We start from the raw sequence: 17,179 nt of genomic DNA on the forward strand, positions 1-17,179 counted from the left end.
ACCCGCTGTCTCACAAACGTGAATCCATGAGCGAGCCGGATAGTGCAACAAAGCCGCTCAAAGCCGTCAAAGCTCTGGCCATATTCCAGCGAGGTGATGGTGGAGCGGCGGGTCTCCCAGGACGGATCGCTGTATCGGCTCTCATAGCGGCCGGTGGCCTGCAGGCCATCAATACAGCGAAACTGCTCTTTACCCATATCCTGGTCTTCGCCAATGAAACTCAGCCGCAGCGTGGCACCGTTATCGAGGTTCCAGGCGGCGCTCGCTGTCAGGCTGGTGCGGCGGTCCCGACCGCCTTTGTCGCCGCCCCCCACGCGCGGATCGGACATCACGCCATCGGTGCGGGCCTGTTCAAAGCCGAGAAGCAACGCCGGCCCGCCCTCAACCTCACCGCCCCAGAGGAGAGACGCACTATAGCCCAGCGGCTTCGCCCCCCGGTCCGAGCCGCTGACCCCAAGCCCCAGCTTCCAGCCGATGAAATCCCCGGCCCGCAGCGTGTCATAGATTACCAGCCCGGCCTCGGTATTGCGGCCAAAGGCGGTGCCTTGCGGGCCTTTCAGCAGCACGACCTGATCCGTAGCAAAGAAATGCGGCAGCTGCATGGTTCCCAGCGGCAGCGAGACGCCATTGACCAGATAGCCGACCGGATCGCTCAGCGCATTGTCGAAGGCGGAAATGCCGCGCACCACCAGCCGCTCGCCGGAATTGGCGCGCTGGAACATCACGTTGCCCGCGCGCGCTGCAAGGAGATCGAGATCGGGCGCCTGCGGTTGATCAAGATCCGCGCCAAAGATCACCGTCGCGTCCGTTGCAGATTGCAGCGCTGTCTCGCTCCAGTGGCTGGGCGAGATCACGATGGTGCCGAGATGGACCGGCTCTTCGGCAATGGCGGCGGTGGGCAGCATCAGCGCTGCCACCGACAGGAGAAGTCGGCGCCGGGCGGTTGTCCTGGTTTTGGGCGGGAAGACAGATGTCATGATGCGGTCCTCGGAGCAGATCGGTTCTCTGAGCGACTGACACGGATGTGCAGGCCGGACTTCCATCAGGGCAAATAATTCTTCCATTCCGCGAAAGCGTCAGTTCGGGATCGGGCCACGCTGACGCCAGCTGCGGGCAGTCATCCCGAAGCGCTTGCGAAAGGCTGTGCTGAGATGGCCCGGGCTCGAGAAACCACACTCATAGGCGATTTCAGTCAGCGAGCGGCGCTCACGCCGGATCAGGTCCGAGGCATGTTCCAGCCTGATATCGCGCAGCCGCTCGAACACCGTCATGCCGGTCTCGCGCCGAAAGGTGCGATTGAGCGTTACATGACTTACGCCCAGCGTCAGCGCCAGGTCGTCAAGCGACAGCGTCTCCGACAGGCGGTCGCGAAGCAGCGCCTCGGTGCGCTGGACCAGAATACGGGCCTCGGGAAGCGGCTCGGTCTTCCCCTGGATCTCGAGTTCCTCGAACACCTGACCGATCAGGGTCAGGCAGTCGCCCTCTTTGCGCAAGAGCGCCGCCGGGCTGGCATTCCCGTCGAAGAAACTGCCGGGCAGATGGCGGGCCAGCCGCGACAGGCGGAAAGTGCGGACCATGCCCTGTTGTGGCAATTCCCGCAGGATCAGCGCACGGAGACGGGGGCTGACCGCCTCGGACTCCATCACAACCACCAGATTGGAGCAGCTCTGGCCCGGATGCAGAATGCGCGCCAACGGGCCGGATCCGGTATGTAACACCCAGCCTTCGCCGTTGCGGATCGCATGGGCCACGCCCTCCGCATCGCGAATTGCCATGCTTCCGGCAATATTGAATGTCATCAGTAGCCGCCCCGGCGGCCAGCGCACTTGATCCTCCATACCGGAACCTGCCGCAAACCGGCTGAATGCAACCGACAGGCCTGGGCCAAGTCGCAGCAGATCAACCTGCATCGCCCCCGCGACGCCTGGCAGGGCGATCCGCGTTGTCTCCCCCTCGCCCGGCAGGAAGCGGGCAGGCTCGATGCGGCTGGGGGACGCCCTCGCGGGATCAGCAACCGGGCCAGCCCTGCCCGCAAGATCAGTAACCGCGCGGCTTTCGGCCGCCCGATGCGCGTTCATACCCATTCATCCTCCGATCCGTCACACCCGACGGCTGAGCCAGAATGCAGGGTCGGTCTCCTGACTTGCGGGTCACGGCCTCCCCGCCCTTCCCATGCCGGGTTCACCCCGGGCACAGTGGGTTTTCGGGTTGGCTCTCCGCTCACAGTCGCGGGGGCGGTCGGATTTCACGCGGCCTGATCCGCCAATTTCGGATCGGGTGGCTGTCCTGTTCCCTGCCATCACGGGTCACGCGATGGCACCATGCACAGAACCATTGCTTGCATCTAGGCTCCCCGAGGTCAAGTCACCCGGCTTACGAGGGGGCTGCGCTGACGGTTAGGCGTTATATTGATGACTGGATCGTTGGGCATTTCCTGCCCGAGGGAAAAATTGAAAAGGCTACACGCGAGTTCGAAAATCGCGTCAGGAAGCGGCAAGTTAAGCGGGCCGAAGGCGGCGGCAAAAAGCCTGTTTCTGTTACCGAAAGAGCAAGGAGACACAAACGATGGTGAGCCGGTATTGATCCGTAAAACGGTGGCGGTGGCGAGATAGCCCGCCTTCAGTGCGGCGAAATGACGTGACGTTGTGCTGAGCAGACCGAAACCTGCGGAACAGTGCCCCCGGAGTGGAATTCGAGCATGATGCTCACAGAAAGGAGTCAAGGCAGGTTTGAGTTGATCCTGCTGGCGTGAGCGCGGCCGAGTTGCGCGCCCTTGGAAACGGCACCAAACGCTGTGCGATCATGGGCAGCCGCGTATCGGACGCAGCTCTAACTTCAAGAACCCTCACCCCGTCAGGAACATATCCTCGTCGGTAGTGAAAAAGTTCCGGACAATCGGGTCGAGATTGCTGCCATCGACCCGAAAAAGTCCGCATTGCGCCAGGGCCTCGCGCAGCGAGAGCGTCATCCGCAATCGACGGATGATCAGCCGCGATGCAAAGGGCCCGCGATGGGGATGCCAGCCGATCCCGGACGCCATGCCTGTCAGGTAATTGGCCTGATGGCGATGCGCGGCATAGAGAATTGTCTGGCCAAACCCATCCACCGGGCCGCGCGCATGTTCCAGAATGAAGATCCGGTCGCCGCGCAGCACAGCATGGCCGTCAAAACGCGACCGGGTGATCCTGCCATAATCAGGATTCTCGACGCGCCCGACATAGCGGGTCAGTACCCGATGATCGCGCTCGTAAAGCTGCAAAAGGCCGCATTGCACCTGACCTGGCCATGACGGGGTCAGGAAATAATAATGATAGAAGCCCAGATAGTGCCGCAGCGATGCCAGTTCGCCCGGCTCGGGGCGCAGGGCGGCGGCAAAAGAGGATTGCGCATCGAGGCCAGGCCCGTTGCGCGAATCCTCAAGGCGGGGCGAGAGGAGTTCCTTTTCGCTCAGCGCGAAATAGGCCGCGATACGGCGCAGGTTATGCGCCGAGGGCATGGCGGAGCCGGTAAGATAGCGGTCAAATTGCTGCCGGTTGATGCCGATTTCGCGGCAGATCAGCGAGACTGACACCTTGGTTGCACAAAGATTTCGCAAATTGCGGGAAAAATTTTCGCCGATGCGCGCTGACAGCACGGACATTTTACGCCCCTTTTCATCTATTCGCGTAAATCAGCACAAATTGATATAAATCCGCGCAATTGGCAAGCAGTCCTCAACCCTCATTCTGCGCGGCAGTGCTTCGCTGCGAGGCCGGAACAACCAGGGAAGAGTGCCGGGCATGACCGTGATCCATGAAACCGTCGATATGGCGATCAATCTCCCCGATGGCACCAGGCTCTCGGCGCGCAGCTGGATCCCGGAGGATGCCATGGCGCAGCCGGTTCCGGCGATCCTCGAATTTCTGCCCTATCGCAAACGCGATGGCACCGCAGAGCGCGACCAGATCACTCATCCCTGGTTTGCCGCTCGGGGCTACGCCTGCCTGCGCGTCGATATGCGCGGCTGTGGCGAATCCGAGGGTCTCTTTGACGACGAATACTCGCCCCAGGAGATGCAGGACGCACTGGATGTGATCGACTGGATCTCGCGCCAGGACTGGTGCTCGGGCAATGTCGGCATGATGGGGATTTCCTGGGGCGGCTTCAATTCGCTGCAGGCTGCGGCCAATCGCGCGCCCGCGCTGAAGGCGATCATCACGCTTTGCTCGACCACCGACCGCTTTGCCGATGACATCCATTTCAAGGGCGGCTGCCTTCTGGGCGAGAATATCGGCTGGGCAGCGACGGCGGTTTCCTGGTTCTCGCCACCGCCGGACCCGGCGCTGGCGGGCGAGGCCTGGCGCGATATCTGGCTGAACCGGCTGGAGAAAATGCCCTTCGTTGCGCAGACTTGGCACGAACATCAGAACCGCGATGCCTATTGGAAACATGGCTCGGTCTGCGAGAATTATGATGCGATCACGGCGGCAGTCTTTGCCATTGGCGGCTGGCATGACGGCTATCGCAACACCCCCGCCCATCTCGCGGCCAATCTGACCGCACCAGTCCGCGCGCTGATGGGCCCCTGGAACCACAAATATCCGCATATGGCGGTGCCCGGACCCCGGATCGGCTTTTTGCAGGAGGCGCTGGCCTGGTGGGATCACTGGCTGAAAGGCATCGGGAACGGCGCCGACAGGGCCCCGGCCTATACCGCCTGGCTGATGGACAGCGTAAAACCCGCAACCTCTTTCGGGCATCGTCCCGGGCGCTGGATTACCGAGGCCGAATGGCCCTCGCCCCGGATCACGCCACGCATCTTCCACCTTGGCGAGGCCCGGCTGGGCGACACCCCTGCCCCCGCTTTCACGCAGCAGGCGCGCCCCTCAACGGCGATCGGGATGGCGACGGGGGAGTATTTCCCCTTTGGCTTCGGCCCGGGTGAATTGCCCGATGACCAGCAGGGTGATGACGCGCTTTCGGCCTGCTTTGACTCGGACATGCTGAGTGACACCTGCGACATTGTCGGTGCACCGCGTGTCAACCTGACGCTCAGCGCCGATCAGCATCGCGGACAAATCGCCGTGCGGCTTTGCGATCTGCGTCCCGATGGCAGTTCGGCCCTGATCACGATGGGCGTCCTGAACCTGCGCCACCGTGAAGGCTTCGAGGCGATGAAGGATCTCGTCCCGGGCCAGCCCACAGAGGTCGCGCTGGATCTGGACCAGATCGCCTACCGCCTGCCCGAAGGCCACCGGCTGCGGCTTGCTGTTTCGACCAGCTACTGGCCCTTCATCTGGCCCGAACCCGAGCCTCTGACGGTGACGATCTCGGGGGGCAGCCTCTCGCTGCCGCTGCGACCGCTGGCGACAGGTGACGAGATCAGCTTCCCTGAACCGACCGGTGCCCCGCCTCTGGCGCTGAAATACCATTCGGAAACACTCGAATCGAAACATGTCGAGACCGACCCGGGGACCGGCGAAACCCGGATCATCATCTCCGGCACCACACCGCTGACCGAAGATCAGACCCACGGCCTGACCACCGGATCGAAAATCGAGGAAATCTGGTCGATCCGGGACGGCGAGCCCGCCAGCGCGAGGGTCGATATCACCTGGGATCGCAGCCTTGGCCGGGGGGACTGGCAGACCCGCAGTCGCGTTCTGACCAGTCTCTGGGGCGATGCGGAAGATTTCCACATCGTTCAGCGCATCCAGGCCTGGGAGGGCGAGAGGCTGGTCTTTGACCGCCATCACCAGGATTCCGTGCGCAGGCTTTAAGCTGCGGACAATTCGATAAAAAGGCATCCTCAGGATGCGGGACAGGAAGGGACCGGAACAATGACTGTGAAAGAGATGACCGGCGTATCGCGCCGTGGTTTCATTGCCTCATCACTTGCGCTCGGGGCAGCGGGGCTTGCGCTGCGCGGCCATCCGGCTTTGGCCCAGGTCAGCACGGAAGGCGGTCGTCTTCGCGCAAGGCTTTATGCGGATATCTCGAATCTCGATCCGGCCTTCTGGACTTCGGGCTCGGATGCGCTGGTGATGGAATGCATCTTCGCTTTCGCAATGCAGTTCGAAACCGGCACAAGTGAGTTCAACGCTCTGCCACTGGCGCTGAAAGCGCTGAATGTGATCGATGACACCCATATCGGCTTTGAGCTGAATGAGGGCATCCTCTATTCCGGCGAATATGGCGAAATGACCGCCGAGGATGCCAAATTCTCCTGGGAACGCATCGCGGATCCGGCAGTGCAATCGCCCTATGCGGCGGATTGGGCGCAGCTGGATCATGTCGAAGTGACCGGTCGCTATAGCGGCACCATCGTGCTGAAATCGCCCTTCGCCCCCTTGTTCACCACCACCCTGCCCGCAACCAGCGGCATCATCCTGCCCAAAGCCGCGATTGAGGCGGCGGGTGGTCAGTTCTCGACCGAGCCGCCGGTGACCTCTGGCCCCTACCGCATCCGCGAATGGCAGCCGCGCACCCGGGTGGTTCTGGAAAAGAACCCCGATTTCAAACTGTTCGATGTCGTATTCGATGAGCTGGTCCTGATCCCGATTGAAGACCCCAAGACCGCCGAGCTGGGCTTTGAAGCGGGCGATCTGGATCATGCGCAGACCTCGATCTCGTCGATCCCGCGCTTTGCCGCTGCCGCACCGAATGGCGGGCGCTTTGATGAGTTTACGGCGCTGAACTATTACTGGCTTGGCATGAATGAGGCCAATGCCGACCTGACAGATCAGAAAGTGCGCCGCGCCATCCAGCACGGGATCGCCCGCGATGCGGTGGTCGAGGCCGCCTATCTGGGGGCCGCCTCGCCCGCCGCCGGAATCATCGCGCCGGGCCTTGCGGGGCACCGCGCGGAAAACACCTATAATTACGACCCCGATCTTGCCCGCAGCCTGCTGGCCGAGGCCGGTGTACCGGACCTCAATGTCACGCTTTCAATCCAGCAAACCGCCGAAGATCTGGCCGCAGCCCAGATTATCCAGGCACTGCTCGCCGATATCGGCGTCACCGTGCAGATTGACCAGTATGAAAGCGGCAGCTTCTGGAGCCTCGGTATCGAGGCCGATGGCGATCAGTGGAAGAGCCTGCAGCTCTTCCTCTTCAGCTTCACCATGCAGCCCGATCCCAGCTGGGCCACCGCCTGGTTCACATCGGAGCAGGTTGGCGTCTGGAACTGGCAGCGGTTCAGCAATGAGGAATTCGACCGCCTGAACCAGGAGGCCTCGACCGAGCTGGACACGGAAAAGCGGGGCGCGATGTATATCCGCATGCAGGAGCTGATGGAAGAATCGGGCGATTTCGTCTTCCTGACCTTCGAGCCAATCGGCACCCTGACCGCCGCAGGCGTCATGCCCGCGATGCGGCCCGATGGCTGGCCGATCCTGTCGCGTTTCACAAAGGCCTGATTTCCCGCGATGCTCAGCTATCTTGCCAGGCGCATCCTTCTGTCGGTCGCGGTGGTCCTCACCGTGATCGCAGCCCTGTTTGCGATGATGCATGCCATTCCCGGTGACGCGGTCAGAACCGCGCTTGGCCCGCGCGCAAGCGAGGCCATGGTCGAGGCTTATCGCGTGAAAATGGGGCTGGATCAGCCGGTTCTGGTGCAGATCTGGCGGTTTTTCAGCACCATTTTGCAGGGGGATCTGGGCAGTGACGCCATATCAGGTGTGCCGGTTGCGCGGATCATCCTCGCGCAGCTTCCCGATACGCTTTACCTCGTCGCCGGTGCGATGGTGGTCGCAGTGGTGCCCGGCATCTGGCTGGGCGTGATGTCCGCCACGCATCGCGGCAGCCTTTTTGACCGGGTGACCTCGGTCCTGTCGGTCTCGGTCATGGCGGTGCCTTCTTTCGTGATCGCGATCTATCTCCTGCTGATCTTTGCCATCCACCTGTCCTGGTTCCCCGCCATCGGCGCGGGCGAGGGCTTTGCCGACCGGCTGCACCGGCTGGTGCTGCCCTCGGTCGCGCTCGGGCTGGCCTGGATCGGCTATATCGCACGGATCCTGCGCGCCTCGATGCTGGAGGTGATGGGCGAAAACCATATCCGCACCGCCCGCGCCTTTGGTCTGTCGGAACGGCGGATCATGTTCGACTACGTGCTGCGCATCGCGCTTTTGCCGACAATCACCGTCCTTGGCATGGGGATCGGCCAGATGCTGTCCGGCGCGGTCTTTGCCGAAATCGTCTTTGGCCGCCCCGGCATCGGCAAGCTGGTCTACGATTCCATCGCAGCGCGGAATTACCCCATCGTGGTCGGCACTCTGCTGGTGACCACCGGCTTCTTCGTCCTTGTTAACCTGATTGCCGATCTGCTGATCGCCTTCCTTGACCCGAGGGTGCGCAATGTCGTCAGCCGTTGATCCCGCCACCGCAGCTGTGGTGAAAAAGCCGCGCAAGGCCAGAGGCGCCATGCGTCGCCTTGTCAGTGACCCTCTGGGGGCGCTTGGGCTCGGGCTGATCGTGGTGACGGTGCTCGCCGCCCTTGCGGCGGGGCTTTTGCCGCATGACCCGGTCAAGCTGAACCCGATGGTGCGTTTCGCCGCGCCCGGGGCCGAACACTGGCTGGGCACGGACAATCTGGGCCGCGATCTCTTTACCCGCATGCTGTATGGTGCGCGGATTGCGCTGGTGATTTCCATCGGGGCGACAGTGGCGTCACTGCTGGTCGGGCTGCTCTTCGGCGTATTGGCGGGGTTCGGACCGCGCTGGCTGGACAGTATCCTGCTTTTGCTGATGGATGCGATGAAAAGCGTGCCCACCGTCATGCTGGCACTGGTCCTGATCACATGGACGGGGCCAAGCCTCTGGGCAGTGGTGCTGGTCGTGGTGCTGGTCAATGGCCCCACCTATGCGCGGATCGTGCGCACCCAGGTCCTCGCGCTGAGGAATGCCGAATTTATCGAGGCAGAACGCGCTCTTGGTGCCGGTTTCCTGCGCGTCGCAAGCCTGCATGTTGTGCCGAATATCATCGGCCCGCTGCTGATCCTTGCGGCGATGGATATCCCGATCGTGGTCGGGATCGAGGCCGGGCTCAGCTTCCTGGGCCTTGGGGTCCGCCCGCCGACGCCGTCCTGGGGCACAATCCTGTTCGACGGGTTCTCCTATATCCGCGACAGCATCTGGATGGTTGTGGCCGGTGGTCTGCCCATCGTCATCACCGCGCTTGGCTTCACCTTCCTTGGCGAGGCGCTGCGCGACACGTTTGATCCGAAACTGGCAAAGAGGTGATCATGTCCCTGGATGCCAGCGATCCGGTCCTAACGGTCAGCGGTCTGACCCTTTCCTACGACATCCCCGCAGGCGAGCTGAAGGCGCTGCGCGATGTGAACCTGTCCATCGGCAAAGGCGAGATCGTCGGGCTGGTGGGCGAAAGCGGTTCGGGAAAATCGACACTGATGCAGGCCATTCTGGGCCTCTTGCCGGGGGCTGCGCAGATCAGGTCAGGTTCAATCCGGTTCGAGGGACAGGATCTGACCGGCCTTTCCGCCAGACAGATGCGGGGGCTTTTGGGCGACCGGATTTCCGTCGTCTTCCAGGACCCGATGACCGCACTGAACCCGGTTCTGACCATCGGGCGGCAGATGATCGACATCCAGCACCGCAGCAAACTCAGCCGCCGCGAAAAACGCGCCCGCGCCATCGAGATGCTGGCCCGCGTGCGTATCCCGGACCCCGAAAGCCGGATCGACCGCTATCCGCATGAGTTTTCGGGCGGAATGCGTCAGCGTGTGGCGATTGCCATGGCGCTGATGGCAAAGCCTGCGCTTCTGGTCGCGGATGAGCCGACCACGGCGCTGGACGCCACGCTGGAAATCGCCACGATTGACCTCTTGCGCGAGCTGCAGTCTGAAATCGGCTGCGCGGTGCTTTTCATTACCCACCATCTGGGGGTGGTGGCCGAACTCTGTGATCGTATCGACATCATGTATGCGGGCGAGATTGTCGAAAGCGGTGCGACCGGGGCCGTCTTCCAGGACCCGCGCCATCCCTATACGCAGCTGCTCTTTGGCTGCGACCCGGCGCAGATCGCCGAGCCGATGCGGCATCTGCCCTCTATCGGCGGCAATCTGCCGGATCTGACCGCGCCGCTGCCGGGCTGCATCTTTGCCTCGCGCTGCCCGCGCGCGGATGAGACCTGCACGACCGGCCATCCCGCCGATCATAAGGCCGGCCAGTCCGATCTGGTACGCTGCCATTACCCGCTGGCCCCAAGGCTGGAGATTTCCGCATGACCCCGCTTCTTTCCGTGCGCAATCTCGATGTTTCTTACCCGGTCGGCGGGCTGATGGCCAAATTGCGCGGCGCAGACCAGTTGCAGATCGTCGCCGGGGTCAGCTTTGACCTCGCCCGGGGCGAAACCATGGCGCTTGTCGGCGAAAGCGGTTCGGGCAAGACTACACTGGCCCGCGCGATTGCCGGGCTGGGCGGCCTCGTCTCGGGCGAAATCCGTTTTGACGGCGCGCCCCTCAACACCTCCGGGCGGCAGATCCGCCGCGATATCGCTTTCATCTTTCAGGACGCGGTCAGCTCGCTCAGCCCGCGCCTGACGGTGCGGGCGCTGTTGCGCGAACCCTTTGCCATCCATGGAATCCAATACCCCGAAGGTGAGGTGGAGCGGCTTTTGCGTCTTGTCGGCCTGCCAGCCACCATCGCCGAACGCCGCCCGCATGAGCTTTCCGGCGGCCAGGCGCGGCGCGTTGGGGTGGCACGTGCCCTGGCCCTTAAACCGCGCCTTGTGATCGCGGATGAGCCCACCGCAGGCCTTGACGTCTCGGTGCAAAGCGAAGTGCTGAATCTGCTGAATGATCTGCGCACAAGGCTGGGGCTCTCTTTGCTGATCATCACCCATAACCTCAACATCGTGCGCCATATCGCCGACCGGATGGCGATCATGTATCTCGGCCGCTTTGTCGAAACCGGGGACACCGCGCCGGTTTTCGCGCATCCGCACCACCCCTATACGGCGGCGCTGCTTTCGGCCAATCCGATCATCGACCCCGAGGCCCGCAAGACGCGGCTTTACCTGAAGGGCGAAGTGCCCGGCCTTGTGCGGCGCCCGAAGGGTTGCGAATTCCACAGCCGTTGCCCCTTTGTGCAGGACCTGTGCCGCAGCACACCGCCGTCGCTGCGCGAGGATGGTCCTGTCAGCTATACCTGCCATTTCCCGATGGAAGCCTCCGTAAATGCCTGAATCTGCTGATCTGCGTCTGCCCCCCGAGGCCGAATCCCGCCTGCCCGCCGCCTTTCGCGCCGCCTGCCGCAACCTGACAGTGGCACCTTACTGGCTGGACGCGGGTCGCTTCTGGTATCGGCGTGAGACGACGGGGCTGCCGGAATATGTCCTGGTGACAGTTACCGGCGCGCGCACGCCCGCATTCGACCATGCAGCTTTGCGCGCTGCATTGCAGGATGACGCCGCTTTCGCTGCGCTGATGATCCTTGAGGTCGCGGATGGTGCGGTCACCCTCGCCTCGGGACGGGATCGCTGGCGTTTCGTACAAGGTCAGCTGACCCCGCTCGCGCCCCGCCCCAATGCCGATGACGAAAGCCTGTCCCCGGATGGCCAATGGGTGCTTTACCGCGAGGCGGGCGATCTCTGGCTGCGCCCCGCAGCGGGTGGCCCGTCACGGCGGCTGACCGATACCGCAGCGCCGCATTTCGAATGGGCAAAATCGCCGGATCAGAGCCTTGAGACCGTACATCTGCAGCGCAGGGGGATCCGACTGCCGCCCGTCGCGCTCTGGTCGCCGGATTCGCGCAGGATTTTTACCTATCAGCTGGATGAGCGTGCTGTACGCCGGATCGCTCTGGTGCAGAACGTCAGCGAAGATGGTGGCCCGGGTCCGATCCTGCATGAATTGCGCAATGCTTTTGCAGGTGATGAAGCCCTGCCCATCGGGCATCAGGCGGTGATTGAGGTCGACAGCGGGCGCATTGTCCCATGCGGCCCGGCAGATGTGACCGAGACCTCCGGCCTTGAGAAACGCGAAGCCTGGTGGAGCCGCGACTGCACCCGCATCTTCTGGCTGGAGCATGACCGCCATGAGTGCGAGATCACCCTGATCGAAACCGACGCAGAAACCGGTGCCGCCCGCCGGGTGATCTCAGAGACATCCGCGCGGTTTGTCGACATCCATATGGCCTATGGCGGCATGCCGAATATCCGCCTGTTGGACGCCACGGATGAACTGATCTGGTTCTCGCAACGCGACGGATATGCGCATCTCTACCTCTGCCGCCTCAGCACCGGGGCGGTGATCCGGCAGATCACGGCAGGTGACTGGCCGGTGGTCGAGATCCTCGCAGTGAACCCGGACAGCCGCGAGGTGATTTTCCTCGCCAGCAGCGGTGAGAACAGCCGTGATCCCTATGCGCGGCGTATCTGTATCTCAGGCTTCGATCATGACACGATGCGGGTGCTGACGCCGGAAGCGGCAGACCATGCGCCCTTCCTGCGCGAGCTGGGCTGGGCCGAGCTGATCGAGGCAGGTGCGGGACCTGTTCCCCGCCCCATCTCACCCGATCTGGCGCATATCGTCGTGACCAGCGCGGCCGCCGGCGATCTGGGCGAGACCCGGCTTTTGCACATCGCGGACCACGCGGTTGTGACGGTCCTGGAAAGCGGCAGTTCCGATCTTGATCTGGTCACACCGGAACGGGTCGAATTGCTGGCCGCCGATGGCGAGACGCGGCTGTTCGGGATGCTCTGGCGCCCGGTGAACATGGCAGCAGATCAACGCTGTCCGCTGCTCGATATGGTCTATCCCGGCCCGCAATGCATTCAGACCCCGCGCTCGGCGCTGCCGCATGACGAGGTCGCAAAGCTCGCAATGGTTCATGCCGCCACTGCGCTCGGTATCGCAGTTCTGATGATGGACGGGCGCGGCACGCCGTGGCGATCAAAGGCGTTTCACGATCTCTGCCATGGCAATCTGAGTGATCCGGGGTTCCTCTCGGACCACGTCGCCGCCTATCCGCAGCTGGCCAGAAACCGCCCCTGGCTGGACCTGACCCGCATCGGGATCATTGGTCATTCCGCCGGTGGCCATGCTGCAGCGCGTGCCATCCTCGCCCATCCCGGCACCTACCGCGCGGCCGTTTCCACCGCAGGCAGCCATGATCTGACCGGCTATAACCGCTGCTGGCCAGAAAAATGGCAGGGCCCGCTGGTCCGCAACCCCGATGGCAGCACAAGCTATGACAGCGCCTGCAATGCCCGTCTGGCCCATGCGTTGGAAGGAAAGCTGCTGATCGGACTTGGCGATATGGATGAAAACGTGCTGCCCGCGCTCAGCCTGCAACTTGCAGCAGCACTGACCAAAGCGGGTAAGTGCTATGACATGCTGATTGCGCCAAACGACGATCACGCCACGTTCAAAAGCAACCCCTGGGTCCAGCGCCGCCTGTTGGACTGGATCGCGTGCGCGCTGTCAGCCACTTCGGTGGACTGCAACTGACCTGATTACCGGGCCCCGGAGTGTCTGATCCCTGGGTCTGATGGCGCGCTCCTTTCTTTGGAATGAAAGGATGCGCCATGCGCACGCAAGCTGTCCTGGCAGACTGCCTGTCCGCATCCATGATCTCATCGTCGTTGGAGACCAGCAAACCTCAGATCACAGCTCTCGTCACTGTCCGCTAACCGCGGAAGAACGCATATCCTCGCCCGCTTTGGTCAGGTGATCCACGAGTTTCCACAAACCGACACCGTTTGATGCCTTGATCAGAAGTGCGCCCTGATGGGAGATGTACCCTGGCAAACGATCAAAGACGGCACTGACATCTGCGGCGGTTTCGGCTGCTATCCCGGCATTATGCAGGGCCGGGCCGAGGGCGGTCATATATCCGCCGACCAGCATGACCCGTCGCGGTTTCAGCGACAGGATATCCGACAGAAGTTCTGCGTGAAGCCTGGCGCTTTGTTCGCCGAGTTCAAGCATATCGCCGAGAATAAGCATTTTGTCAGCGGATGCATGAGCGGCGGCAAAGCTCTGGAGGGCGGCACGCATGGACAGGGGATTGGCGTTATAGGCCTCATCCTGCAGCTGGAATCTGATCGCACCGATCGAAAGGCTGTGGGTCTCACCACGCCCCGCGAGCGGGCGGAATGTTTCAAACCCTTCGGCCACTTTCACGAGATCAAGCGACATCTCTGCCGCCACTGCCAGGGAGGCAAGGCTGTTGAGCGCCATATGAACGCCGCTGGCACCGATCCGGTAAGTCAGTTGGCCATGTGGGGTCTGAGCCTCGACCAGCCGCCGTGCAGGATCGTAAGACAGGAGCCGGAAATCCGAGCCATCCGCTGCGCCAAAAGTGACCAGTTTCAGCGCGGCCTCTCTGGCGCGTTCGGCCATCTCATCGAAATGGTCGCTGCCGCTCCAGATCACTGCACTCTTTCCAGGCTGCATCCCCAGAAAAATATTCGATTTCTTGCGAGCGATATCGCCGGTGGTCTCTCCCTCGCGCAGATGGGCGGTGGTGATGTTGGTAATCACGGCAATATCGGGCGCGACACGGCGGATATGGGCCTGACCCGTGGAATTGATCGCGCTGAGAGCCGTTTCCAGGATCACCGCATCCGTTTCAGGCTGGACCGAGGCGAGATTGACCAGAATGCCGACTCTAGTGTTGTAATTGTCATATGTTGCGCGGCAGTTGATCAGAGGAGAGAGCGCGGCTTGCAGCATCGAAACCGTGGTGGTTTTGCCCGAACTGCCGGTGACGCAAACGACCTTGCCGCGCATCCGGTCACGGGCTGCGGCACCGATCTGCATCAGCGCCGCCAGTGGATCCTCCACCTGCAAAAGCGGAAATTCCGGCCGCAGCCCCGGCGGCCGTTCCCGTACCAGCGCGCCGGCCAGGCGATCCTGCAATCTGTGCAGAGAGGCGTGGCTGTCCCAGCTGTCTTTCGACACTGCGGTCATGCTTTCATGACGGTTGCGGTCCTGACGGCTGTGGGCGGCAAAAAGCACAGGCTCGGGCACAAGCGCCAGATGGGTCCGGCCTGCGACGGCTGAACGGCAGAACCAGCCCGGCGGCGGCGGGGTGATCCAGGTGCCACCGGTCAGCCCGGCGAGTTCTTCGGCACTCCATCCGGGAAGGTCTGCGGGCCTGGCGCTGCCCGGGGTCCTGGCCATCTTGCCCGAGAAGGATAGTGTGGTCGTAAGACCGGTGCGCAGCCGCCCCAGCCTTTTGAGACGGTCGAACACCGATATTTCCAGGTCGAGGACACCGTCTTCCAGCCGGGATCCCGGCGGCGGGCGCAGGCCGAAGCGCTCGTGATAGATTTCTCCCGGCTGCCAGTGCGGCGTCGGCAATCGCCAGTCGCCCGGCTCATGCGCCATGCCGCGCCCCCATACCGGCATATTACCCTTTTCGCGGGGAACAGCATGCAAAGCGATGGTCAGGCGGCGGCTGACCGGCTCTTCGGCACTCCACCAGGTTTCTACCCAGAGCATGTTGCGACTTGTAAGCCTTTCAGGACCGAGGCTGACGCCGTGAAGGGTCAAAGGTCCGATGGCGACCGGCGCGATCCTTGCGCTTTCCGGAACGGGCGGCGCTGCCAGGCGGGACCGCAGCGCAGTCTGGCGGTAATCCTGCGGCATGCGCCCGGGCGGAGAAAGCGGGATCTGAAGCCGTCCGTCCGAACCCGGAATGGTGACGGTCCCAAAGGCCGCGCATTTTTCGGCGAAATCTGCGGCGATCGAGATGGCCGCGTCTCCCTCGGCCTCTGAGGCCCGCCCAGGGGAGACGGTCACCGGTATCACTTCAATGCCGGTCACGCCTGACGGTCCAAGCTCCAGCCGGAAGACCGCGCTGTCACCTTTCCCTTCGGAAAAATCACACAGGAGATTGCCGGCATCATGCAAAATCGGCCGGCCTTCAAAAATCTCGATACCCTGCAACATATGCGCCGAGGCACCAAGAACGGCGTCGGCTCCGGCGCGGATCAGCGCATGGCCGGCGGCTATCTCGCCAGGGCCGGGAACCGGTTTCAGGTTCAGACCCCAATGCACCGCAACGATCACCACATCCGCATGGCGCCGCGCGGCCTGAATGCGCGGCTGCATTTCCCTTTGCCAGAGCGCAGGGTCCGAGAGCGGCAGAAACGCGTGCCCCGGCCGGTTGCCGGTCGCGGCGAATTCCGCCTGGGTGGCATCAAGTGAGAACACCGCGACGGCAAGGCCATTGCGGCGGAAAAAGCGCGGCGCAAACGCGGCCTCGCGATCCCGTCCCGAACCTGCATGGGCTATATTTGCCAGTTCAAGCCAACAGGCCTGATCAAGCAATGCCTCGGGTCCGTAATCACCGGAATGATTATTCGCAGTGGCAACCAGATCGACCCCTAACCTTTGAAGGACGCGGGTCATCTCAGGACGCGCGCGAAAGTAATAGGGTCCGGATTCGTTCTTATCTGCGCCCTGTTCTCCAAGATCGGAGACCACGCATTCGAGATTGACCATCCTGAGATCTGCACCGCTGAATGACGGCAGATGGACAGCCGTTTCCCCCTCTTCCGTGTCACTCGCGAATGCGGACAGCAACAGATGTTGCCTGCGGGCGAGGCTGACATCACCACCCCAGGCAACAGTCATCCTCAGCTGATCCGGCATGGCCTGCTCCTGTGTTCTGTCTGCACGTGCGGGTGTAATATCTGTATCGAGGTTATACCTCTTCACGCCTGGTTTGAAAGTAAGCGCAGGGATCACCCGCGCGCTTGAAATCCGAGATTGCCTCAGGCCGGTCAATGGCAAGTGAAATCTGTCGCGCATAAGAAGCCAAACACAGCAGCCAATCATCAGGCCACCACGACCGAGCCCGATCCGATGCCCCGCACCAAACCCACTCCTCACAATGCCGAAGTGGACTTCAGAGGCGAGAAGCCTTCGAATGCGACCCACGCCTCGACAACGGATCCGGATGCGCGGTTTTACAAGAAAGCACCCTGCACCGGCACTGCTCTGTGTTTCATCGGTCATGGGCTTATGGAGAACCGCAGCGGGCTGATCGTCGACGCCGATCTCACCCGCGCTACGGCGCGCCGAGCGGCAGGCCGCAATCGACTTGATCCACCGCCATTCGCCGGGTTCGACACGGCGGCAACCCGCCAGCCAACCCAGATGAGAAAGCCTACCCCCAGAAAGAGCAAGGAATAAATCTCTCAGTGCCAGACTAAATCAGAACCCTACTC

The 17,179-nt window shown here is 62.6% G+C and carries 11 protein-coding genes, 1 pseudogene and 1 riboswitch; of the genes and pseudogenes, 8 read left to right on the plus strand and 4 right to left on the minus strand.

Annotation, left to right across the window (positions count from 1 at the left end; translation table 11 throughout):
- The 3 genes from JC607_RS18270 to JC607_RS18280 form a co-directional block, all read right to left on the minus strand.
- On the minus strand, positions 1-977 hold a 977-nt coding region (locus tag JC607_RS18270), incomplete at its 3' end, for a TonB-dependent receptor plug domain-containing protein (RefSeq protein ID WP_370584869.1).
- Between the two features lie 99 nt (positions 978-1,076).
- The gene (locus tag JC607_RS18275) at positions 1,077-2,078 is read right to left on the minus strand and encodes an AraC family transcriptional regulator (RefSeq protein WP_233092995.1); all 1,002 of its coding nucleotides are present in this window, start codon (positions 2,076-2,078) and stop codon (positions 1,077-1,079) included.
- Positions 2,079-2,110: 32 nt separating this feature from the next.
- A riboswitch (cobalamin riboswitch) is annotated at positions 2,111-2,339 on the minus strand.
- Between the two features lie 506 nt (positions 2,340-2,845).
- Positions 2,846-3,640 carry a helix-turn-helix domain-containing protein gene (locus JC607_RS18280; RefSeq protein WP_198838331.1) on the minus strand — a complete coding sequence of 265 codons (795 nt, stop codon included), beginning with the start codon at positions 3,638-3,640 and terminating at the stop codon, positions 2,846-2,848.
- Positions 3,641-3,779: 139 nt separating this feature from the next.
- On the opposite strand from JC607_RS18280, the gene JC607_RS18285 reads away from it, so the two are divergent.
- From JC607_RS18285 to JC607_RS18315, 7 genes are read left to right on the plus strand one after another with little or no spacing between them, the layout of a single operon-like run.
- The gene (locus JC607_RS18285) at positions 3,780-5,759 is read left to right on the plus strand and encodes a CocE/NonD family hydrolase (RefSeq protein WP_233092996.1); all 1,980 of its coding nucleotides are present in this window, start codon (positions 3,780-3,782) and stop codon (positions 5,757-5,759) included.
- 60 nt (positions 5,760-5,819) lie between these two features.
- Positions 5,820-7,397, plus strand: coding sequence for an ABC transporter substrate-binding protein (locus JC607_RS18290; RefSeq protein WP_198838332.1), 1,578 nt, complete (start codon positions 5,820-5,822; stop codon positions 7,395-7,397).
- Positions 7,398-7,406: 9 nt separating this feature from the next.
- Positions 7,407-8,351: an ABC transporter permease gene (locus tag JC607_RS18295; protein WP_092904200.1), complete on the plus strand. Its 945-nt coding sequence runs from the start codon at positions 7,407-7,409 to the stop codon at positions 8,349-8,351.
- On the plus strand, positions 8,335-9,219 hold the full coding sequence (locus JC607_RS18300; RefSeq protein ID WP_233092997.1) for an ABC transporter permease: 885 nt from the start codon (positions 8,335-8,337) through the stop codon (positions 9,217-9,219). The genes JC607_RS18295 and JC607_RS18300 overlap by 17 nt, the downstream gene beginning before the upstream one ends.
- A gap of 2 nt (positions 9,220-9,221) precedes the next feature.
- Positions 9,222-10,223, plus strand: a complete 1,002-nt coding sequence (locus tag JC607_RS18305; RefSeq protein WP_198838333.1) for an ABC transporter ATP-binding protein — start codon at positions 9,222-9,224, stop codon at positions 10,221-10,223.
- The gene (locus JC607_RS18310; protein ID WP_198838334.1) at positions 10,220-11,182 is read left to right on the plus strand and encodes an ABC transporter ATP-binding protein; all 963 of its coding nucleotides are present in this window, start codon (positions 10,220-10,222) and stop codon (positions 11,180-11,182) included. Before JC607_RS18305 ends, JC607_RS18310 begins: the two co-directional genes overlap by 4 nt.
- On the plus strand, positions 11,175-13,448 hold the full coding sequence (locus JC607_RS18315) for a DPP IV N-terminal domain-containing protein (RefSeq protein WP_198838335.1): 2,274 nt from the start codon (positions 11,175-11,177) through the stop codon (positions 13,446-13,448). The genes JC607_RS18310 and JC607_RS18315 overlap by 8 nt, the downstream gene beginning before the upstream one ends.
- Positions 13,449-13,616: 168 nt before the next feature.
- Here JC607_RS18315 and JC607_RS18320 read toward each other — a convergent pair whose 3' ends face one another.
- A complete protein-coding gene (locus JC607_RS18320) occupies positions 13,617-16,601 on the minus strand; it encodes a CapA family protein (protein ID WP_198838336.1) in 2,985 nt (994 codons plus the stop codon).
- Between the two features lie 195 nt (positions 16,602-16,796).
- On the opposite strand from JC607_RS18320, the pseudogene JC607_RS25480 reads away from it, so the two are divergent.
- Positions 16,797-17,088: pseudogene (locus JC607_RS25480) on the plus strand (IS5/IS1182 family transposase); the annotation flags it as partial.
- Positions 17,089-17,179: the final 91 nt, after the last annotated feature.

It is taken from the genome of Paracoccus sp. IB05 (genome assembly GCF_016405985.1).
Lineage (GTDB): Bacteria > Pseudomonadota > Alphaproteobacteria > Rhodobacterales > Rhodobacteraceae > Pseudogemmobacter.